Genomic DNA, 21,816 nt, shown 5'->3' with positions numbered 1-21,816 from the left:
TTTTGAACTTTCCGACATACGGTCTTTCGGGTTGCCATCATCCGACGCAGCGCCACGTTTTTGCTGTGATTCAAGACAAGAAGTTCCGGGAAAATTCCAACCATGCGTTCGCTTTTGCTCCTTGCTGCTCCCTTCGCTCTCGCCGCCTCTTTTGTACAAGCACAATCCTTACCAGAAGCCATGCAACAGGCGCTGGATGTCCATCCGGAGATTCAGGCGGGGGTCAACAGTCGATTGGCGGCGGATTATCAATTAAAGGCGGCGAAAGGGGGATACCTGCCCAAGGTCGATCTGCTGGGCGGTTATGGCCGTGAAGGCACTGACAGTGTGACGACCCGAGCGAACGGTGGCGGCAATCATTGGGAGACTTTGAACCGCAGCGAGTCAAGTTTACGTCTCTCGCAAATGGTTTTTGACGGTTTTGCGACATCCAACGAAGTCGCGCGTCAACAAGCCAACGTCAGCTCCCGTGCTTATTCCCTGCTCGGCACTTCCGAGCGCACCGCGCTGACCGTCGCCCAGGTGTATCTGGACGTGTTGACCCGCCGCGAATTCGTCCGTTTGGCCGAGGAGAACCTCAAGAGCCACCAGCGCATCTACGACCAGATTCAGCTGCGCACCCAACGCGGCGTCGGCAGCGGTGCCGACCTTGATCAGGCCGAAGCGCGCATGGCCCAGGCCCGCAACAACCTGATCACCGAACAGACCAATCTCGCCGATGCGCAAACCAACTTTCTCAGCGCCGTCGGCCAGATGCCAGACCAGCTCGAGCGTCCGGCGCCGTTCATGGCGATGATGCCGGCCAACCTCAATGAGGCCCGCGCGCAGATGCTGGAAAACAGCCCGATCCTGCGCTCCGCCGAGTCCGACATCGCCGCTGCCGAAAAGCAGTTCGCCACCGCCAAATCGACCTTCTACCCGCGCTTCGACGCCGAACTTGGCCGCACCGCCGATAACGATCTCGACGGCCAGAACGGCCACAACAACGAATGGCAGGCCATGCTGCGCATGCGTTTCAACCTGTATTCCGGTGGCAGCAACAAGGCCGATCTGGAATCCAAGTCGTACCTGGCCAACCAGGCGCTGGATATCCGCAATAACGCCTTGCGTCAATTGAACGAGGAGCTCGGCCTGGCCTGGAACGCGCTGAACAACGCCAACGCCCAGGTGCCGATCGCTCAGCAGTACGTCGATCACAGCACCTCGGTGCGTACCGCCTACCAGCGTCAATTCAGCCTCGGCGAACGCACCCTGCTGGACTTGCTCGACAGCGAAAACGAGTTGTTCACCGCCTCGCGGCGTTTGGCAGAAATCAAGAACATTCAGTTATTTACTCAGTACCGAATCAAGGCGACCATGGGCCAATTGCTCAAAAGCCAGGGAGTGGTCGCACCGTTGGCATCCGTTGTGCAGAACGACGTGAAGCCCAAGGTCCAGCTGCCTGGGATGAACTGAGTTATCCCTTTCAACTGCTAAAGAGTGTCGAGCGTGGAATCAGAAGTCAGTCGAGTTCAACTCAGCCATGATCCACGCGCGTTGCATGACGATCCGTTGCTGGATGGTCTGCTTGCCCTGTGCATGCTGCATCAGAAACCTGCCAGCGCGGCGATGCTGACCACCGGCCTGCCGCTGCCCAAACAACGTTTGAGTGTCGAGTTGCTGCCGCGCGCAGCGGCTCGCGCCGGCCTGCAGGGGCGGGTGTTGCAGCGCAAGCTCGAAGAGATTCCGGCGATCGCCATGCCCGCGCTGTTGTTGCTCAAGGATGACCGCAGTGCCGTTCTGCTCGGCTGGCAGGGCGACAACGATGCGCGGGTGCTGCTCAGCGAAAGCGATGGCGGCGAATCGGTGGTCAGCCGTGAACTGCTGACCGACGATTACACCGGCAAAGTCTTCTTCGCTCAGCCGCAGCACAAATTTGACGTCAACCACGGCACGCTGATCCCGCGGGCACGTTCGTGGTTTCGCGACACCCTCAAGCGTTCGCGCTGGCTGTACGCCGATGCGATCGCCGCGAGTTTTCTGATCAACATCATCGCCATGGCCGCGCCGCTGTTCGTGATGAACGTCTACGACCGCGTGGTACCGAACCAGGCCGAAGCAACCCTGTGGGTGCTGGCGCTGGGCATCACCGGCGCCTACATCTTCGACCTGATCCTCAAGAGCCTGCGCAGCCTGTGCCTGGATCTGGCCGGGAAGAAAACCGACCTGATCATCTCCGCCACACTGTTCGAGCGCATCGTCGGCATGGCGATGAAGTACCGTCCGGCGCGGGTCGGCAGTTTTGCGCAGAACATCCATGAATTTCAGAGCCTGCGCGACTTTCTCGCCTCGCTGACCCTGACCAGCCTGATCGACCTGCCGTTCACCATTCTGATTTTCATCGTCATTGCCATCCTCGGCGGGCATCTGGTGTGGATTCCGGTGCTGGCGTTCCCGATTGCGCTGTTGATCGGCTATGCCTTGCAGAAGCCGCTGATCGCGACCATGGAGCGCACCATGGCGTTGGGCGCCGAACGGCAGTCGAGCCTGATCGAAACCCTTGCCGGCCTCGACGCGGTCAAGGTCAACAACGCCGAAAGCGAGCGCCAGTATCAGTGGGAGCAGACTATCGGCACCCTCAGCCGCCTCGAGCTGCGAGTGAAAATGCTCTCCGGTCTGGCGATGAACATCACCTTGCTCATCCAGCAATTGGCCGGGGTGATCATGATCGTCTTCGGCGTGTACCAGATCATCGCCGGTAACCTGAGCATGGGCGGGCTGATTGCCTGCTACATGCTCAGTGGCCGCGCGCTGAGCCCGCTGGCGTCGCTGTCCGGTCTGCTCACGCGCTATCAGCAGGCGCGGGTGACCATGACCTCCGTCGACCAGATGATGGAGCTGCCGCAGGAGCGCAATTTCGAAGAGCGTCCGCTGAGCCGCAAGGTTTTGCAGGGTGCGATCGAATGCCGTCAGCTCAGTTTCACCTACCCGGATCAACAGAACCCCGCGCTGAAGAACATCAACCTGGTGATCCGTCCCGGCGAGAAGATCGGCATCATCGGTCGCAGCGGCTCGGGCAAAAGCTCGCTTGCCAAATTGCTGGTCGGCCTCTATCAACCGGACGATGGTGCCTTGCTGGTCGACGGCGTGGACATCCGCCAGATCGACGTCAGCGAACTGCGCTACAACATCGGTTACGTGCCGCAGGACATTCAGCTGCTGTCCGGCACCCTGCGCGACAACCTGGTGTCCGGCGCGCGTTACGTCGAAGACGAGCTGGTGCTGCAAGCCGCCGAACTGGCCGGCGTGCACGAGTTCGCTCGTCTGCACCCGCAAGGCTATGAATTGCAAGTCGGCGAGCGCGGGCAGAACCTCTCCGGCGGCCAACGGCAGAACGTCGCCCTGGCCCGGGCGCTGTTGCTCAATCCGCCGATTCTGCTGATGGACGAGCCGACCAGTGCGATGGACAACACCGGCGAAGAACGCCTCAAGCAACGCCTCGCGGCGGTGGTTGAAAACAAGACCGTGGTGCTGGTTACGCACCGGGCATCGCTGTTGTCGCTGGTCGACCGCCTGCTGGTGATCGATCGCGGGCAGATTCTCGCCGACGGGCCGAAAGCCGCCGTGATGGAAGCGTTGAAGAAGGGGCAGATCAGTGTTGCTTAAGTCCGGTGTCAAGGAGTCGATCCGTCGCTACTTCAAGGGCTCTGCCTCGCTGCAGGGCCAGCCGCTGCCGGAGGTCAACAAGGCGCTGATCGAAGACGCCCCGCGCGTCGTGCGCCTGACCATCTGGGCGATCATCGGCTTCTTCGTGTTCCTTATGCTCTGGGCCAACTTCGCGGTGATCGACGAAGTGACCAAGGGCGACGGCAAGGCGATTCCGTCTTCCAAGATCCAGAAAATCCAGAACCTGGAGGGCGGTATCGTCTCCGAGCTGTTCGTCAAGGAAGGCCAGATCGTCGAGGCCGGCGCGCCGCTGATTCGTCTCGACGACACGCGTTTTGCCTCCAATGTCGGCGAGACCGAGGCTGATCGCCTGTCGATGCTGCTGCGGGTCGAGCGTCTGAGCGCGGAAGTCGATGATCGTCCGCTGAATTTCCCCGAGGACGTACTCAAAGCCGTGCCGGGTCAGGCCAAGAGCGAAGAATCCCTCTACATCAGCCGCCGTCAGCAATTGCACGACGAAATCGGTGGCTTGCAGGAGCAGTTGATCCAGCGTCAGCAAGAGCTGCGTGAGTTCAGCTCCAAGCAGGCGCAGTACCGTCAGCAGCTCGGTTTGCAGCGTCAGGAAATCAACATGTCCGAGCCGCTGGTGGCGCAGGGCGCGGTCTCGCCGGTGGAAGTGTTGCGCCTCAAGCGTGCCGAAGTGGAAACCCGTGGTCAGCTCGACGCGACCACGCTGGCCATCCCGCGCGCGGAATCGGCGATCAAGGAAGTGCAGCGCAAGATCGACGAAACCCGCGGCAAATTCCGCAGCGAAGCGCTGACCCAGCTCAACGAAGCACGCACCGATCTGAACAAGGCCCAGGCCACCGGCAAGGCGCTGGAAGACCGCGTCAGCCGTACGCTGGTCACCTCCCCAGTGCGCGGTATCGTCAACAAGTTGCTGGTCAACACTATCGGCGGCGTGATCCAGCCGGGCAGCGATATGGTCGAAATCGTGCCGCTGGACGACACCTTGCTGGTCGAAGCCAAGATCCGCCCGCAGGACATCGCGTTCCTGCACCCGGGGCAGGAAGCGATCGTCAAATTCACTGCGTATGACTACACCATTTACGGCGGACTGAAGGCGCAGTTGGAGCAGATCGGCGCGGATACAATCACCGACGAAGACAAGAAAACCACCTACTACGTGATCAAGGTGCGCACCGAGCGCAGCCACTTGGGCACCGATGAAAAGCCATTGCTGATCATCCCGGGGATGGTTGCTTCGGTGGATATCATCACTGGCAAGAAATCGGTGTTGAGCTATTTGCTCAAGCCGATCATCCGGGCGCGGGCTGAAGCGTTGCACGAGCGCTGATCTTCAGCGCTGCTGACGGCCCCTTCGCGAGCAGGCTCGCTCCCACAGGAGATCGCATTTCAACTGTGGGAGCGAGCCTGCTCGCGAAGGCGTCCGCTCAGACTCTACATATCTGTCGGGAAGTGACACAAATCGTCACCCCACCCCTCATCAATTGCCATATCGTTATTCATTAACGGTATTTAATTTCCAATTCTTATAGCTATAAAGTCACCCACCTGCGTACCTGCCGACCAATCGGCGCGCCGCACGACCTGAACCGACACGCAATCCAGCGTGAGTGTCTGATCGACGTGCGCGTCCGTGAGCGCGCCGTGCGTGGGAGATGATTGATGTCCGCCGCTACTGCCACCGAAAGCGCCGCAACTGCCGCGCCCCAGGTTTTCGAAATTCGTCCATTCAGCGGCGCCGTCGGCGCCGAGATCGTTGGCCTCGACCTCAGCCGACCGGTCAATGATCAGGACTTCGCGCGTATTCACCGCGCGCACCTGGATCACCACGTCGTGGTCTTTCGCGATCAGCAGATCACCCCGCAACAGCAAATCGATTTCAGCCGTCGCTTTGGCGTGTTGCAGATCCACGTGCTCAAGCAGTTCCTGCTGGCCAATCATCCGGAAATTCTCATCGTTTCCAATATCATCGAGAACGGCCAGAACATCGGTCTCGGTGACGCCGGCAAGTTCTGGCATTCCGATCTTTCCTATAAAGAGCTGCCAAGTCTCGGCTCGATGCTGCACGCCCAAGAGCTGCCCTCCGAGGGCGGCGACACGCTGTTTGCCGACATGCACAAAGCCTGGGACAACCTGCCCGCTGCGTTGCGCAATGCGGTCGAAGGACGTTCCGCCGCGCATTCCTACACCGCGCGCTACAGCGAAACCAAATTCGAAGGCAACTGGCGCCCGACCCTGACCCCGGAACAACTGGCCCAGGTCGCCGAAGTGGTGCATCCGGTGGTGCGCACTCATCCGGAAAACGGCCGCAAGGCCTTGTTCGTCAGCGAAGGCTTCACCACGCGCATTGTCGGTCTGCCGGAAGACGAAAGTCGCCAGCTGCTCGCCGAGCTCTTCGCCCACAGCGTGCTGCCGCAAAACATCTACCGCCATCAGTGGGAACCCCACGACCTGGTGTTCTGGGACAACCGTTCGCTGATCCATCTTGCCGCCGGCTGCCCCGCGCATCTGCGCCGCAAGCTGTATCGCACGACCATCCAGGGCGACGCGCCTTTCTGATTTGCCGGAGATCGACCATGAACGCCCCATTGCCAGGCCACGCGGCCAGCAACCCGATCGCCCACAGCGAAGCGTTGCTGGCCGTCGATCACGTCAGCCTCGAATACCGCACGCCGCAACGCGTGGTGCGCGCCACCCACCAGGTCAGTTTCGCCGTCGACCCGGCTGATCGTTTCGTCCTGCTCGGCCCGTCCGGTTGTGGGAAATCTACCTTGCTCAAAGCGGTCGCAGGGTTCATCCAGCCCTGCGAAGGCGAGATCCGTCTGCAAGGCCAGCGCGTCGATGCGCCGGGGCCGGACCGCATTGTGGTGTTCCAGGAATTCGATCAGTTGCCGCCGTGGAAAACCGTGAAGCAGAACGTGATGTTCCCGCTGCTCGCCTCGCGCACCTTGAACAAGAAAGACGCGGAAGAACGCGCGCTGCACTATCTGCAAAAGGTCGGCCTGGCGGCGTTCGCCGACGCCTATCCGCACACCTTGTCCGGCGGCATGAAGGCACGGGTGGCGATCGCCCGGGCGTTGGCCATGCAGCCGAAAATCCTCTTGATGGACGAACCCTTCGCTGCACTCGATGCGCTGACCCGCCGCAAGATGCAGGAGGAATTGCTGCTGCTCTGGGAAGAGGTGCGCTTCACCCTGTTGTTCGTCACCCACTCGATCGAAGAGGCGCTGGTGGTGGGCAATCGCATTCTGTTGCTGTCGCCGCATCCGGGGCGGGTGTGCGCCGAAGTGCATAGCCATCAATACGATTTGCACAGCCTCGGTGGCGTGGCGTTTCAGGAATCGGCACGGCGCATTCATCGTCTGCTGTTCGATGAAGGCCAGGCGCCGGAGACCGAACGTGAGCATGACTTCAACGACATTCGCATCGCCTATTGAGCGGCCAGGAGGACTACCCGATGAGCCATTCATCATCCGTGCGTGAAGAATTCGAAACCGTGCTCGAGCCGCTGACCGCAGTGCCGGTCGAGCGTGAATTGCCGCTTGGCACGCGCCTGTGGCAACAGGGCTGGCTGCGTAAAAGCCTGATCCTGATCGTGCTGGCGATCATCTGGGAAGTGGTCGCGCGGATTCAGAACAACGACCTGATGCTGCCGAGCTTTCTGCAAACCGCACAGGCCCTGTTTGACGGTGTGCTCAGTGGCGAGTTGCTGGCCAAGGTGTGGATATCCTTGGTGGTGCTGATCAAGGGATACCTGATCGGCATTGTCCTCGCCTTTGCCCTGACGACATTGGCGGTCTCGACCCAGTTGGGGCGCGATCTGCTCAGCACGATGACTTCGATGTTCAACCCGTTGCCGGCGATTGCCCTGCTGCCGCTGGCGCTGCTCTGGTTCGGGTTGGGGCAGAACAGCCTGATTTTCGTGCTGGTGCATTCGGTGTTGTGGGCGCTGGCGCTGAACACTTATGCCGGATTCCTTGGCGTCTCCGAGACCTTGCGCATGGCTGGTCGCAATTATGGCTTGAAGGGCTTGCGCCTGGTGTTGTTCATCCTCATTCCGGCGGCGCTGCCGTCGATTCTCGCGGGCCTGAAAATTGGCTGGGCGTTCGCCTGGCGCACATTGATCGCCGCCGAATTGGTCTTTGGCGCCACCAGCGGCAAGGGCGGGCTGGGCTGGTACATCTTTCAGAATCGCAATGAGCTGTACACCGACAAGGTGTTTGCCGGGTTGGCGGTGGTGATTTTGATTGGTCTGCTGGTGGAGAATCTGGTGTTTGACAGCCTCGAGCGTGTGACCGTCAAGCGTTGGGGTATGCAGCGCTGAGATCTTCGTTGGCTGGGCTGGCCTCTTCGCGAGCAGGCTCGCTCCCACATGAGAACGCATTCCAAGGTGGGAGCGAGCCTGCTCGCGAAGAGGCCAGCGCTGGCTCCGCCACTCTTGAAGAATGTTTGCTAGCATTGCGCACAGATCAATCCAGATCAGCAATGAGTGCTCAGCATGCAACTCCCGGACATGAACCTTCTGGTCGCCCTCGATGCCTTGCTCGACGAGGGCAGTGTGGTCGGCGCAGCGCGGCGGATGAACCTCAGCCCGGCGGCCATGAGCCGCACGCTGACGCGGATCCGCGAAGCCATCGGCGATCCGATTCTGGTCCGCGCCGGACGCGGTCTGGTGCCGACACCCAAAGCTCTTGAGCTGCGCGAACAGGTGCGCGACGTGGTCGAGCAGGCAGCGCTGTTGTTCCGCTCCGCCGACAGCGTCGAGCTGGGCACCTTGCGCCGGCGTTTCAGCATCCGTGCCAATGATTTCTTCGTCGGCGTCTACGGCGGCAAGCTGTTCGACACCCTCGACCAGCTCGCCCCGCATTGCGAATTGCGCTTCGTCCCGGAAGGTGACGGCGACGATGAGGCGCTGCGCGAAGGGCGCATCGATCTGAGCGTGAGCAATACCCGTCCGCTCACGCCGGAAGTGAAAGTGCAGAACCTGTTCTCCACCCACTTCGTCGGCCTGGTGCGCGAGAACCATCCGTTGCTCGATGGCGAAATCACTGCCGAGCGCTACGCCGGGTTTTCCCACATCAGCATGTCGCGCCGGGGCATCGCTCGCGGCCCGATCGATACGGCGTTGAACGCACTGGGGCTGGAGCGCCGGGTGGCGGTCATCGCGCCGAGTTTTCATGCGGCGATGTTTGCCTTGCCTGACTCCGACCTGATCCTGCCGGTGCCCAAAGAGGCCCTGCTCAGCGTACGGCGGCTGGGGCTGAAACTGCGCTCGTTCGACCTGCCGATTCCGCTGCCGATGCTGATGCTGACCCAGGCCTGGCACCCGCGCTTCGACAAGGACCCGGCCCACCGCTGGCTGCGCGAAACCCTCAAGACCTGCTGCGATGAAACGTGGCTGGCGGCACAGCCCTAAATCATCAGACACCATCGAATCCTGTGGGAGCTAGCCTGCTCGCGAAGGCGCCGAGTCAGTCACCTCAATAGCGACTGTTCCACCGCTTTCGCGAGCAGGCTCGCTCCCACATAGGCATCCACCGTTGTGTCTGATGCACTTATAACCTGCCAATAAGTCAATTTTCGTCAGCATCATGCCTCACTAAAATGCTCCGGTATTTCACCCCCGGAGCTTTTCATTCATGACTTCCCTGACGGTCACGGCGCCCCTCGCCGCGGCCAGCCCGGCGACGGCGGCTGCGCCACCGGTGTTCGGGGCGCGGATCATCATTGGTCTGGTCGGCGTGCTGTTGGCCGTGCTGGTCTCGGGCCTCAACGAGATGGTCACCAAAGTCGCACTCGCCGATATTCGCGGCGCGCTGCACATCGGCTATGACGAAGGCACTTGGCTGGTCGCCAGCTACACCGCCACGTCGGTCGCGGCCATGGCTTTCGCACCGTGGTGTGCGGTGACCTTCTCGCTGCGCCGTTTCACCCTCTGCGCCATTGGCCTGTTTACGTTGCTCGGTGTGCTGTGCCCGTTCGCCCCGAATTACGAAAGTCTGTTGTTGATGCGCATCCTTCAGGGCCTGGCGGGGGGCGCGTTGCCTCCGATGCTGATGACCGTCGCGCTGCGCTTTCTGCCAGCAAACATCAAGCTGTACGGACTGGCCGGCTACGCACTTACCGCAACTTTCGGCCCGGGACTCGGCACGCCGCTGGCCGGTCTGTGGACTGAATACGTCGGCTGGCAATGGACCTTCTGGCAGATCATCGTGCCGTGCCTGATCGCCATGGCTGCTGTGGCCTACGGCTTGCCGCAGGATCCGCTGCGCCTGGAGCGGCTCAAGTCATTCAACTGGAAAGGCTTGCTGCTGGGCTTTCCGGCGATCTGCATGTTGGTCATAGGCCTGTTGCAGGGCAATCGGCTGGACTGGTTCGAATCGAACCTGATCTGCGCTTTGCTCGGCGCCGGTTCGCTGCTGCTGGTGGCGTTCATGATCAATGAATGGTCGCAGCCGATTCCGTTTTTCAAGCTACAGATGCTCGGCATCCGCAACCTGCTGTTCGCCTTGATCACCCTCGCCGGGGTGTTGATCGTGCTGTTGGCGGTGGTGCTGATTCCGTCGAGTTATCTGGCGCAGGTGCAGGGTTATCGTCCGGCGCAAACCGCGCCGATCATGCTCATCGCCGCGTTGCCGCAGTTGATCGCGCTGCCGCTGGTGGCGGCGTTGTGCAATTTACGCTGGGTCGATTGCCGCTGGGTGCTTGGCATTGGTCTTGGCATGCTCGCGCTGTCCTGCCTCGGCGGTTCGCACCTGACTTCGGCGTGGATTCGCGACGATTTCTACGTCCTGCAATGGCTGCAGATTTTTGGCCAGCCGATGGCGGTGTTGCCGCTGCTGATGTTGTCGACCGGCAGCATCACGCCGATGGAAGGTCCCTTCGCGTCAGCGTGGTTCAACACCGTCAAAGGCCTCGCCGCAGTGGTTGCCACCGGCGTGATCGAAGCGCTGACCACATCGCGTCTGAATTTCCATTCGACCATGTTGGTCGACAGCCTCGGCAATTCGCCGCTGGCCGATCACAGCGATCCGGGCCTCGCCCATCGCTTGCACGAGCAGGCCGTGGTGCTGACTTCGTCCGACCTCTACGTGTGCATGGCCGGTGTCGCCGTGGCGCTGATTCTGCTGATTTTCTGGCTGCCGACGCGGATTTATCCACCGCGTGCGCCAACCTGACAGCTGTACTGAAACTGAAGGTTTTTTATGACTCAATCCAAGCAAAAACTCGCGGTAGCCGTGGCTGCCGCATTGGCGGTGGGCGTGCTGGTGTACCTGGCAATGCCAGGACTGTTCGGAAACCGCACCGAGCAAACCACCAACGACGCGTTCGTCTCCGCCGACTACACGCTAGTGGTGCCGCGCGTGGCCGGCTTCATCAAACAGGTGCTGGTCGAAGACAACCAGCAGGTCAAGGCCGGGCAGTTGCTGGCGTTGATCGATGACCGCGATTTGCGCGCCGCAGCGGAAGCGGCGGATGCGCAAACCCTGGTCGCGCGGGCGCAGTTGCAGAACGCCAACGCGACCCTTGAGCGGCAGGCTTCGCTGATTGCTCAGGCGCAGGCTGCAGTGGTCTCGGCCAAAGCGCAAATGGCCTTCGCGCAGCAGGAACTGAACCGCTATAACCACCTCGCCGGTGTCGGCGCCGGCACCGTGCAGAACGCGCAACAGGCGCGCACGCGCATCGATCAGGCCTCGGCGCGCCTTGACACCGCGACGGCGAAGCTGGCGGCCGAACGCAAGCAGGTCGAAATTCTCACCGCCCAGCGCAACGCCGCCGAAGGCACTCTGAAACACGCGCAGGCGGCGCTGGAGATCGCCAGTTTCAACCTGTCCTATACGCGGATCACCGCGCCGCAGGACGGCATGATCGGCGAGCGCGCGGTGCGTGTCGGCGCCTACGTCACCCCGGGCAGCAAACTGTTGGCGGTGGTGCCGTTGCAGCAGGCGTATGTGGTCGCCAATTTTCAGGAAACCCAATTGACCGATGTGCAGCCGGGGCAGGATGTGCAAGTGCGGGTCGACAGCTTGGGCGGCGAAGCCCTGACCGGCCGCGTCGAGAGCATTGCGCCGGCAACGGGCGTGACCTTCGCAGCGGTGAAACCGGACAACGCGACGGGCAATTTCACCAAGGTTGTGCAGCGGATTCCGGTGAAGATTGTGCTGGAGCCGGGCCAGCCACTGGCCGAGCGGTTGCGGGTGGGGATGTCGGTCGAGGCGAGTATCGATACCGCCAGCTCAAAGGCGTCCGAGCGCGAGGTGACGCAGCGATGATCGGTGTTGAATCGGCTGTCGCCTTCGCGAGCAGGCTCGCTCCCACATCGTGTAATGCGTTCTCCCTGTGGGAGCGAGCCTGCTCGCGAAAACGCCAGTGGCAGCAGCTAACCTTCAGTGCCTTGCTCACAATCAGTCTCACCGCCTGCACCGTCGGCCCGGACTTCCAGAAACCCGAAACCAGGCAGCCTGCCGACTGGGCCAAACCCGCCCAGTCCGCCCCGAGCCAGGCCGTCAGCGAACCCTTGAACGAACGCTGGTGGGAAACCTTTCAGGACCCGCAGCTTTCCGCGCTGACCCAGCGCGCGCTCAACAGCAACCTCGACCTCAAGCTGGCCAGCAGCCGACTGCAACAAAGCCGCGCCGCACGCCAGGTAATCACCGCCGAACGTTATCCGAACAGCACCGCCACCGGCAGCTACGCACGCAAACGCAACAGCGGCAAGGGTCTGAACGATCCATCGGGGAATAACGGTGATTCGGCCTTCAACCTGTGGGACGCCGGTTTCTCGGCTTCATGGGAGCTGGATTTCTGGGGCCGCGTGCGTCGTGAAACCGAGGCCGCGGATGCCAACCTGGAGGTGGCGGAAAACGATCGTCGCGGTGTGCTGCTCACCGTACTGGCCGACACCGCGCAAAACTACATTCAGCTGCGCGGGGTGCAGAATACTCGCGCCGTCACCGAGCAGAACCTCGACGTCGCCCGGCACAGCCTGAAGCTTTCGCAACTGCGGCTGGCCGATGGCGTGGCCACCGATCTCGACGTCGCCGAAGCCGCCGCGCAAGTCGCCGCCATCGAAGCACGGCTGCCAGCGCTCGAGCAGCGTCAGGCGCAACTGATCAACGCGATCAGTCTGCTGATGGGCGAACCACCGCAAGCCCTCGCTCGTGAGTTGTCGATAGACGCGGCAGTGCCGCAGTCGCCACTGCAAGTCGCGATTGGCCTGCCGTCGGAACTGGCCGAGCGCCGCCCGGATATCCGCCAGGCCGAAGCGCGTCTGCACGCCGCCACTGCCAATATCGGCGTGGCCAAGGGCGATTTCTATCCGCGCATCACCCTATCGGGCAACCTCGGTTCGCAAGCGATGCAACTCAGCGATTTCGGTTCATGGGGCTCGCGCGCCTTTGCCATCGGCCCGCAATTCAGCTTGCCGCTGTTCGACGGCGGACGTCTGCGCGGCATGCTGCAGCTGCGCGAAGCCCAACAACAGGAAGCGGCTATCGCCTACCAACAGACCGTGTTGCGCGCCTGGCATGAAATCGACGATCAACTGACCGCGTACAACGCCAGCCAGCGCCGGCGCGACAGCCTCGCCGAAGCCGTGCGCCAGAACCAGATCGCCCTGCGCACCGCGCAACAGCAATACGTCGAGGGCGTAGTCGATTTCGTCAACGTCCTCACCGTGCAGAGCGCCTTGCTCGCCACGCAGGAGCAATGGGTAGAAAGCTCAACCGGCGTTTCCCTCGCAATGGTCGGCTTGTACAAGGCGCTCGGCGGCGGATGGCAGTCGGTCTATCCGGCAGCGCAACTGGCCGCAGGCTCGCCGGACGTCGCCAAACCCTGAACCCACCGCGACAGCTATGATCAACTCCACGGCAGCAAACGGCGCAACGCCGGATCTGAATTGCAGAGGAGTTGCATCATGGAAAATCCGCAGCACAGCCTACCGGCGCTGTTCAAACAACTCGGCCTCGCTGACGACCCGATCAGCATCGACCAATTCATCGCCAGCCATTCCCCGCTCAAGCCGGATCTGCATCTGGCCGACGCGTTTTTCTGGACGAAAAGTCAGGCGCAGTTCTTGCGCGAGGAGATTCTGGATGATGCGGATTGGGCGGAGGTGGTGGATCAGTTGAATGTGATGTTGCGGAAGGGGCGGGTGGGATGATCAGGCTGAACCTTTGCGACTCTGTCACGGCAGCAATTGATAAGCTTCGATATCGACCGAAATTTCGATCGCATTCGAGGTCCTTACCGTGCAAAGAGTTTTCGCCGATATGGCTGTCAGTATTTCCGAACTGAAGAAAAATCCTTCTGCCGTTCTTAGAGGCGCAAACGCCGGTGCTGTGGCAATACTCAATCACAACCGGGTCATGGGCTATATGGTGTCTGCCGACGTTTACGAAGCGTTGGTCGAGCGGCTTGATGATCTTGAGCTTATGCAGATTGCGCGTTATCGAGATCACGAAACACCCATGCCGGTAAATCTGCATGACTTATAAGCTTGAGTTTCTGTCGTCTGGAAACAAACTGCGTCATTGGTCGCCCGAGCAATACTCGAAGAGACTTGCCGTGTAAAAAAAATTGTAGGAAAAGGCCGAAATGTAAAAAAAACATGCCTACTGTAAAAAAAACTGAGCTTTAATCGTCGCAGTAGATTTTTTCTGTGGAAGATGACGATGCCAACTGTTGGATATGCCAACCTGCGGGACGCTTTAAAGCTCAAGGCGTTTGCTCCCAAGCGCGTTGCGATGATCAAACCGGTCACCCGAATTACCTTGATCGGTGATTGTCTTGCTGTTCCAGCCGCCGTCGCGCCTGCACAGGGATCAACGCTCGAGCACATTCTGTTTGCGCTAAAACATGAAGGAATAAACCTGTGCATTCTTGCCCAGGCCTTGGAATCTGTTGAAGCGAGCGATCTGTTAAGTGAGCTTGGCAGATCCCCGAACGGGGTATACATCCGTAAAGCCTGTTTTCTATGGGAAAACTTCACTGGCAAACAGTTGGATTACTCCGTTCCGGTTCGAGGTAGCGTCGTCGCCTTGTTCGATCCCAAGCGCTACGTGACCGGACCAGCTGTTCGGAATAGTCGCTGGCGAGTCGATTTCAATGGATTGGGGTCATTGCATTACTGCGCCACCGTTGAGCGAACGGTGAAGCTACAGGAGCTGATCGATCGGGACATCATTGGACGAGCCCAGGTTTTCATGGCGACGTTGCCGCCGGAGATGATGGATCGGGCAATCAATTGGGCCTACCTGCATGAGACTCGCGATTCCTTCGCTATAGAAAAAGAAGAGCCCAGCGAAGAAAAGTCGCGGCGCTTTGTTCGACTTCTGCGTCAAGCTCACGAGCGTACAGAGCTGAGCGAAGACTATCTGGTCGAGTTGCAAAACAGCACGGTCTCGAATCCCTTCGATAAAGCAGTGCTCTTCCGTCATCAACAGAATCATTTGCACAATGGCTTGAGAGGCGCCGCCGGAGTCAGTTATGTGCCGCCAGCTCCGCAATTGTGTCGTGAGTTGATGGAGGATTTGATGGCTTTCGCCAATCACTCGGCGAAGCAGGTGGATCCGCTCATAGCAGCTGCGGTTGTGGCGTTTGGATTCGTTTTTCTTCACCCGTTCATGGATGGCAACGGTCGGCTCTCACGCTTTCTGATTCACCAGACTCTTTGCCAGTCCGGTGCTCTGCAAAACGGTTTGTTGTTACCCGTCTCCGTGGCGATGAAGCATGAGGAATCCAGCTATCTGGAAGCGCTGAAGGAGTTCTCCAAACCAGCTAGAGAGTTCTGGAATGTCACTTGGCTGGATTCCGATGAGATGACGTTCGATTTCGTCGGTCACGACGCTATCTACCGATTCTGGGATGCTACTCAATGCGCAGAATTTACTTTGCAGATGGCCTTGCGGGCACTGGAAGTGGAGCTACGCGAGGAGACCGCGTTTCTTGAAAAATACGATTTCGTCATCAAAGCGGTGAATGACCGTTTCGATGTTCGGGGAAGCGATCTTTCGAAGTTGGTAATGATGTGCCTGGACAACGCTGACAAGGTTTCAAAGCATCGCCGCAAGCAATTTCAGTACAGCGTGCCGGAGGAGGTGTTCGACTACATCGAGGAAATGTCCTCAGGCTATGGTGGCTGACTATTCTGCTTTGACCAAGCGCTTGGGCCATGCCGGATGTTGTGGCAGGCGCTTGATCAGGGTATTCGCCGCGAGTATTTCAAAGATTTGTTTCAAAACTTGACTGAAATTCCCCTCCAATGCGATATTGATAGTTAGCAAACTAACAGTGTCCGTTATCCCGTGTCCGATTCCCTCGACAGTCTCCAGATGAACATCAGCAGCGCCATGGTGGTGGCCGCCCGGCATTGGCGGAAGATCTGCCAGACCACGCTGGTCAACTATGGAATTTCCGAAGCCTGCGCCGTGCCCTTGTTGATGATCGGCCGCTTGGGCGAGGGCGTGCGCCAGGTGCAAGTCGCCCAGGCTGCGGGGATGGAGAGTCCGTCGCTGGTGCGCTTGCTCGATCAGCTGTGCCATGCCGGTTACGTCTGCCGCACCGAAGATGCCCAGGATCGTCGCGCCAAGTGTCTTAGCCTGACCGACACCGGTCGCGAACTGGTGCAGGCGGTGGAGGCCGAGCTGGTGCGATTGCGGCATGAGGTGCTGGAAGGCATCGAACGCAGCGATCTGGAAGCTACGCTTCGGGTACTCAGGGCTTTTGAGGCGGCGAGCTCGCCTGTGGTGGTCAATTCTTGAACGGTTTTTTCACTGGCATGCCGCCGGCCCGTGACTGGTTTTACGGGGTGCGTACTTTTGCGGCGTCGATGATTGCGCTGTACATCGCCTTGCTCATGCAAATGCCGCGTCCGTATTGGGCGATGGCTACGGTTTACATCGTCTCCAGCCCGTTTCTCGGCCCGACCAGTTCCAAGGCGCTGTACCGCGCGGCGGGTACTTTTCTCGGCGCGGCGGCAGCGGTGCTGTTTGTGCCGATGTTCGTGCAGAGCCCCTATGTGCTGGTGGTGGTCATCGCGCTGTGGACCGGCATTCTGCTGTTCATGTCCCTGCATCTGCGCACGGCCAACAGCTACGCACTGATGCTGGCCGGTTACACCTTGCCGCTGATTGCCCTGCCGGTGGTCGATAATCCGCTGGCGGTGTGGGATGTGGCCGAGGCGCGTACCGAAGAGATTTTCCTTGGCATCGCCGTTGCTGCGGTGGTCGGCGCGATGTTCTGGCCGCGACGGCTGGCGCCGGTGTTCAACGATGCGGTGAGCAAGTGGTTCGCCGATGCGACGAGCTACAGCCTGAAGTTTCTCAGCCGCGATGTGCAGCCGGAGGAAGTCACCGTCCTGCGCATGGCCATGGTCGCCAATTTCAACAGCCTTGAATTGATGATCGGCCAGTTGCCCCACGAAGGCGCGCGCCCGCAAACCGTGCGCAATACCAAGGAATTGCGCGGGCGCATGATCCATCTGTTGCCGGTGATCGATGCGCTCGAGGATTCGTTGTATGCACTCGAACGCCGCACGCCGGAACTGGTGGAAAAATTTCAGCCGCTGCTGACCGCGACCCGTGAATGGCTCGACCACGCAGACGCCAACCTCGAGCGCTGGCAAGCACTGAGAGATCAACTCGACGCACTGCAACCCAGCGCCGAAGCGCTGGAGGAGCGCAAACAGTTGCTGTTCTCCAACGCGATCTACCGCCTCGGTGAATTCATCGATCTGTGGCAGGACTGCCGCAGTCTGCAGGACGCGATTCTCTGCGAGCGCCAAGACAGCTGGCGCGCGGTGTACCGGCACTGGCGCCTCGGCCGGTTGACGCCGTTCATCGATCGCGGGTTGATGCTGTACTCGGTGGCCTCGACCATTCTGGCGATCATCGTCGCTTCGGTGTTGTGGATTCTGCTCGGCTGGCCGGATGGCGGCAGTGCGGTGATCCTGGCGGCGGTGGCGTGCAGCTTCTTCGCCTCGATGGACGACCCGGCGCCGCAGATTTACCGGTTCTTTTTCTGGACCGGGATGTCGGTACTGTTCGCCAGCCTTTATCTGTTTCTGATTCTGCCCAACCTGCACGATTTCCCGATGCTGGTGCTGGCATTTGCCGTGCCGTTCATTTGCATCGGCACGCTGACGGTGCAACCGCGTTTCTACCTCGGCATGCTGCTGACGCTGGTCAACACTTCCTCGTTCATCAGTATTCAGGGTGCCTACGACGCGGACTTTTTCGCCTTCGCCAACTCCAACCTCGCCGGGCCGCTGGGTCTGTTGTTCGCATTTATCTGGACGCTGGTGGCGCGACCGTTCGGTGCCGAGCTGGCGGCCAAGCGCCTGACCCGGTTCAGCTGGAAAGACATCGTCAGCATGACCGAGCCGGCGAGTCTCGCCGAGCATCGGCAGTTGGGCGTGCAATTGCTCGATCGGCTGATGCAACACCTGCCGCGGCTGGCCCTGACCGGTCAGGACACCGGCATTGCCATGCGCGAAGTGCGCGTGGGTTTGAACATGCTCGACTTGCTTGCTTACACCCCCCGCGTCACTGGCGTGCCCAACGTCTTGTTGCGACAGGTGGTGGGCGAAGTTGGTGAGTATTTTCGGGCCTGCCTTAAAGCCGACGAACGCCTGCCGGCGCCGAGCGGTCTGCTGATGACTCTGGATCGCACGCGCCGTGCGCTGAACGGCCAGGGCGACGATGAAACCCGTCTGCATCTGTTGCACGCCTTGAGCGGTCTGCGTCTGGCCTTGCTGCCCGGCGTCGAATTCGTCTCCAGCGCCGAGCCCGAAGAACCGCTGCCCGATGGAGCGCCCCTATGATCGGTGATCTGGATATCAGCGGCATCTTCCTGCCGACCCTGCTGGTGCTGATGGGCATCACTTATGTGCTGTTTTTGTTGGTGCATGGCGTGCTGCAACGCCTGCACTTTTACCGTCTGGTCTGGCACCGGGCATTGTTCAACGTGGCGCTCTACGCCGTGCTGCTGTACGGCGTGGACTCACTCAGTCGATACCTGATGACATGAAAAAACCGTTTCTGACTATCGGTCGCGTGGTCCTGACCCTGCTGATCGTGACTTTCGCCGTGGTCCTCGTCTGGCGCATGGTGATGTATTACATGTTCGCGCCGTGGACCCGCGACGGCCACATTCGCGCCGACATCATCCAGATCGCCCCGGACGTATCCGGGTTGATCCAGCAGGTCGAAGTGAAGGACAACCAGTTGATCAAGCGTGGCCAGGTGCTGTTCAGCATCGACCAGGACCGCTTCAAACTGGCCCTGCGCCAAGCCAAGGCCGCCGTCGCCGATCGCGAAGAAACCCTCGCCCAGGCCCAGCGTGAAGCCAAGCGTAATCGTGGCCTCGGCAACCTGGTGCCGGCCGAGCAACTGGAAGAAAGCCAGTCGCGGGTGGCCCGTGCGCAATCGGCGCTGGCCGAAGCGTTGGTGGCGGTCGACAGTGCGCAGCTCAACCTCGATCGCTCGGTGATCCGCAGCCCGGTCGACGGTTACGTCAACGACCGCGCGCCGCGTCCGCAGGAGTTCGTCACCGCCGGGCGCCCGGTGTTGTCGGTGGTCGACAGCAATTCCTTCCACATCGACGGCTATTTTGAAGAAACCAAACTCGACGGCATTCACGTCGGGCAGTCGGTGGATATCCGCGTGATCGGCGACCGCGCACGGTTGCGCGGGCATGTCGAAAGCATCGTCGCCGGCATCGAAGACCGCGACCGCACCAGTGGCAGCAACCTGCTGCCGAACGTCAACCCGGCGTTCAGTTGGGTGCGTCTGGCGCAGCGGATTCCAGTGCGCATCGCCTTCGATGATGTACCGGCCGACTTCCGCATGATCGCCGGGCGTACCGCCACTGTGTCGATCATCGACGATCAGGCGCAGGAGCCGCAGCCATGAGCAGGGCCTGGTTGATCGCCGGTTTGGGCGTGATGCTCTCGGCCTGTCAGATGGTCGGCCCGGATTATCAGGTGCCCGCCGACGCGGCGGTGCAGCGCAAGGATATTCAGGGCGAGTTGGCAGTCGCTGGCAAACCGGTGGTCTCGGCGCCGGTACCGGCGCACTGGTGGCGACTTTATAAAGACCCGCGCCTCGATCAACTGGTGCAGCAGGCCATGGCGTCCAACACCGATTTGCGTGTAGCGGCGGCGAACCTGTCGCGGGCACGTGCTCAGGTGGATGAAGCCGAGGCCGCTGGCGGTTGGAGTGGCGGCGTGAAAATGGGCGCCCAGCGTCTGCAGGAATCCGGTCAGGCGTTCCTGCTGCCGGAGAAAGTGCCGGTGGATAACGTCGGCGACATCGGCATCAGCGCTTCGTATCAGTTCGACCTGTGGGGCACCCTGCAGCGCGGCATCGAAGCGGCCAAGGCCAATGCCGACGCGACCCAGGCCGCTGCCGATACCGCACGCATCACGCTGGTGGCGGACGTGGTTCGTGCTTACACCCAGGTCTGCGCCGCCAATGAAGAGCGGGAAATCGCCGAGCATTCGCTCGATCTGCAATCGCAGAGCACCACGCTGATCCAGCGTCTGCGTGACGCCGGGCGTGGCGACGAAACCCAAGTCACCCGTTCGCAGACCCAATTCAAATCCCTGCGCGCCGACTTGCCGCGTTATGAAGCGGCGCGGAAGGCCGGGCTGTTCCGTTTGTCGATGCTGCTGGCCAAACCGGTCGAGCAATTGCCGGCGGGCACGGCCAGTTGCGCCGAGTTGCCGAAGATCGCTCAACGGCTGCCGGTGGGGGACGGTGCTGCGCTGCTCAAGCGTCGCCCGGATATTCGTCAGGCTGAACGCCGTCTCGCGGCGGCAACGGCGGGCATCGGTATCGCCACCGGTGAGCTGTACCCGGACATCAGCATCGGCGCGACGATTGGCACCGTCGGTCTCATCGACGATCTGGGTGACCCATCGACCAACCGCTGGGGTTTCGGCCCGTCGCTGAGTTGGAAGGTGCCGACCAACGGCGCCCGCGCGCGCATCCGTGAAGCCGAGGCCAACACCCAGGGCGCGCTGGCGCATTTCGACGGTGTGGTGCTCAACGCCATCCGCGAGACCCAGACCGGTCTGGCCCAGTACAGCGCCTTGCTGCAGCGCCGCGATGCGCTGGCCGAAGCCGAGCAGTCGGCGAAGCTCGCCGCCGAGCAGACGCACCGCTTCTTCCAGGCCGGCCGCGAGTCGTTTCTCGCCGACCTGCAAGCGACCCGCACCTACACCGATGTCACCGCGCAACTGGCCGCCGCCAACACCCAGGTCGCAATGAGCCAGATCGATTTGTTCCTCGCCCTGGGCGGTGGCTGGGAAAGCGGACGAACGAACACCTCGGACGCCAGCAAACCCTGAGGCCGTTGCTATGCTTTGAAGTGTTGGAGGGGCGCCCCATGCCAAGCGCTCCTGCAATGCACATTGCTCGTGCTGGCCCAGGGGAAACCAATAATGAAAAACCCTTACGCTCTCGGCTTCTGGTGCGCTCTGGTCGCACTGGTGCTGCTCTCGGCCACGTATTTCTACGGGATCATGCTGGCCCACCAGATCGATACGGCAATGGTTTTTCTCGATAGCGCCGTTGCGCTGATTGCGGTGATGGCGATCGTCGTCGTCGCCTGGACCTCGATTCAGCTGCAGCGGGTCAAGAAGCGCCAGCTTGAGCGCGGCAAGATGCTCGTGTTGATCTGGGACACCAAAGTCGCCTTGCGCCGGGTCGAAACCGTGTTCGACCGCTACTTCTGGGGCAGCTACTGGCAGCCCGGGCGAACCTTCGCCGAAGTCATGGGCGAGCTCACCGGCACCCCGCTGGAAAAAAGCCTCGAAGCGCTGAAGAAGCAATGCCTGGAACTCGACAAGCAGATCGCCGACGAAGGCTGGCACTGGCTGAACAATGCTCGCGAGCTGTCAGATGTCGCCACGGCCATGGCCCGCGAACGCTATCAGCTGGATTTCTGCGATGTGCGGGCGGATACGACTGGCGGAGCGGTGATTGATCGGGACTTTGAAGTGCTGGTGTATACCTGGACCGCGCGGCTGAAGAGCTTTGATCATCAGCTGGATGAAATCGAGGTTCAGTATTCCTGATCTGTTGTGAATCCACCGGCCTCTTCGCGAGCAGGCTCGCTCCCACAGGTGCAGCGCTGTCCTTG

General features: G+C 60.9%; 19 protein-coding genes. All 19 read left to right on the top strand.

The window, feature by feature from the left end:
• Window positions 1-102 precede the first annotated feature (102 nt).
• Window positions 103-1,455 (top strand): TolC family outer membrane protein, encoded by a 1,353-nt coding sequence (locus tag GXB78_RS02550; RefSeq protein WP_329514019.1) that lies wholly within the window; start codon window positions 103-105, stop codon window positions 1,453-1,455.
• A 33-nt stretch (window positions 1,456-1,488) separates the two neighbouring features.
• Window positions 1,489-3,645 (top strand): type I secretion system permease/ATPase, encoded by a 2,157-nt coding sequence (locus tag GXB78_RS02545; protein ID WP_329514018.1) that lies wholly within the window; start codon window positions 1,489-1,491, stop codon window positions 3,643-3,645.
• Window positions 3,635-5,002 (top strand): HlyD family type I secretion periplasmic adaptor subunit, encoded by a 1,368-nt coding sequence (locus GXB78_RS02540; protein ID WP_024011116.1) that lies wholly within the window; start codon window positions 3,635-3,637, stop codon window positions 5,000-5,002. Before GXB78_RS02545 ends, GXB78_RS02540 begins: the two co-directional genes overlap by 11 nt.
• A gap of 332 nt (window positions 5,003-5,334) precedes the next feature.
• The gene (locus GXB78_RS02535) at window positions 5,335-6,231 is read left to right on the top strand and encodes a TauD/TfdA dioxygenase family protein (RefSeq protein WP_083353939.1); all 897 of its coding nucleotides are present in this window, start codon (window positions 5,335-5,337) and stop codon (window positions 6,229-6,231) included.
• A 17-nt stretch (window positions 6,232-6,248) separates the two neighbouring features.
• Window positions 6,249-7,109, top strand: coding sequence for an ABC transporter ATP-binding protein (locus tag GXB78_RS02530; RefSeq protein ID WP_329514017.1), 861 nt, complete (start codon window positions 6,249-6,251; stop codon window positions 7,107-7,109).
• Between the two features lie 20 nt (window positions 7,110-7,129).
• Window positions 7,130-7,996: an ABC transporter permease gene (locus GXB78_RS02525; RefSeq protein WP_329514016.1), complete on the top strand. Its 867-nt coding sequence runs from the start codon at window positions 7,130-7,132 to the stop codon at window positions 7,994-7,996.
• 174 nt (window positions 7,997-8,170) lie between these two features.
• Window positions 8,171-9,088: a LysR family transcriptional regulator gene (locus GXB78_RS02520; protein ID WP_016772273.1), complete on the top strand. Its 918-nt coding sequence runs from the start codon at window positions 8,171-8,173 to the stop codon at window positions 9,086-9,088.
• 223 nt (window positions 9,089-9,311) lie between these two features.
• Complete coding sequence (locus GXB78_RS02515) at window positions 9,312-10,850, top strand: MFS transporter (protein WP_329514015.1); 1,539 nt, start codon at window positions 9,312-9,314, stop codon at window positions 10,848-10,850.
• 27 nt (window positions 10,851-10,877) lie between these two features.
• Window positions 10,878-11,945, top strand: coding sequence for an HlyD family secretion protein (locus GXB78_RS02510; RefSeq protein ID WP_329514014.1), 1,068 nt, complete (start codon window positions 10,878-10,880; stop codon window positions 11,943-11,945).
• Window positions 11,942-13,510 (top strand): efflux transporter outer membrane subunit, encoded by a 1,569-nt coding sequence (locus GXB78_RS02505; RefSeq protein WP_329514013.1) that lies wholly within the window; start codon window positions 11,942-11,944, stop codon window positions 13,508-13,510. Before GXB78_RS02510 ends, GXB78_RS02505 begins: the two co-directional genes overlap by 4 nt.
• Window positions 13,511-13,588: 78 nt before the next feature.
• Entirely contained in the window at window positions 13,589-13,834 is a 246-nt protein-coding gene (locus GXB78_RS02500; RefSeq protein ID WP_329514012.1) for a DUF2789 domain-containing protein, read from the top strand.
• Window positions 13,835-13,922: 88 nt separating this feature from the next.
• The gene (locus GXB78_RS02495) at window positions 13,923-14,168 is read left to right on the top strand and encodes a type II toxin-antitoxin system prevent-host-death family antitoxin (protein ID WP_329514011.1); all 246 of its coding nucleotides are present in this window, start codon (window positions 13,923-13,925) and stop codon (window positions 14,166-14,168) included.
• Between the two features lie 177 nt (window positions 14,169-14,345).
• Window positions 14,346-15,815 (top strand): Fic family protein, encoded by a 1,470-nt coding sequence (locus GXB78_RS02490; protein WP_329514010.1) that lies wholly within the window; start codon window positions 14,346-14,348, stop codon window positions 15,813-15,815.
• Window positions 15,816-16,004: 189 nt separating this feature from the next.
• Window positions 16,005-16,433 (top strand): MarR family winged helix-turn-helix transcriptional regulator, encoded by a 429-nt coding sequence (locus GXB78_RS02485; RefSeq protein ID WP_016772266.1) that lies wholly within the window; start codon window positions 16,005-16,007, stop codon window positions 16,431-16,433.
• Window positions 16,430-18,493, top strand: coding sequence for an FUSC family protein (locus GXB78_RS02480; protein WP_329514009.1), 2,064 nt, complete (start codon window positions 16,430-16,432; stop codon window positions 18,491-18,493). Before GXB78_RS02485 ends, GXB78_RS02480 begins: the two co-directional genes overlap by 4 nt.
• Window positions 18,490-18,699: a DUF1656 domain-containing protein gene (locus tag GXB78_RS02475; RefSeq protein ID WP_016772264.1), complete on the top strand. Its 210-nt coding sequence runs from the start codon at window positions 18,490-18,492 to the stop codon at window positions 18,697-18,699. The genes GXB78_RS02480 and GXB78_RS02475 overlap by 4 nt, the downstream gene beginning before the upstream one ends.
• The gene (locus GXB78_RS02470) at window positions 18,696-19,583 is read left to right on the top strand and encodes an efflux RND transporter periplasmic adaptor subunit (protein WP_456239206.1); all 888 of its coding nucleotides are present in this window, start codon (window positions 18,696-18,698) and stop codon (window positions 19,581-19,583) included. Before GXB78_RS02475 ends, GXB78_RS02470 begins: the two co-directional genes overlap by 4 nt.
• A complete protein-coding gene (locus GXB78_RS02465) occupies window positions 19,580-21,022 on the top strand; it encodes a TolC family protein (protein ID WP_329514008.1) in 1,443 nt (480 codons plus the stop codon). The genes GXB78_RS02470 and GXB78_RS02465 overlap by 4 nt, the downstream gene beginning before the upstream one ends.
• A gap of 93 nt (window positions 21,023-21,115) precedes the next feature.
• Window positions 21,116-21,751 (top strand): hypothetical protein, encoded by a 636-nt coding sequence (locus tag GXB78_RS02460; RefSeq protein ID WP_039756312.1) that lies wholly within the window; start codon window positions 21,116-21,118, stop codon window positions 21,749-21,751.
• The last annotated feature ends 65 nt before the right edge of the window (window positions 21,752-21,816 follow it).

It is taken from the genome of Pseudomonas moraviensis subsp. stanleyae (assembly GCF_036283065.1).
Taxonomy (GTDB): domain Bacteria; phylum Pseudomonadota; class Gammaproteobacteria; order Pseudomonadales; family Pseudomonadaceae; genus Aquipseudomonas; species Aquipseudomonas stanleyae.
This window is presented reverse-complemented; position numbering and strand designations above follow the sequence as displayed.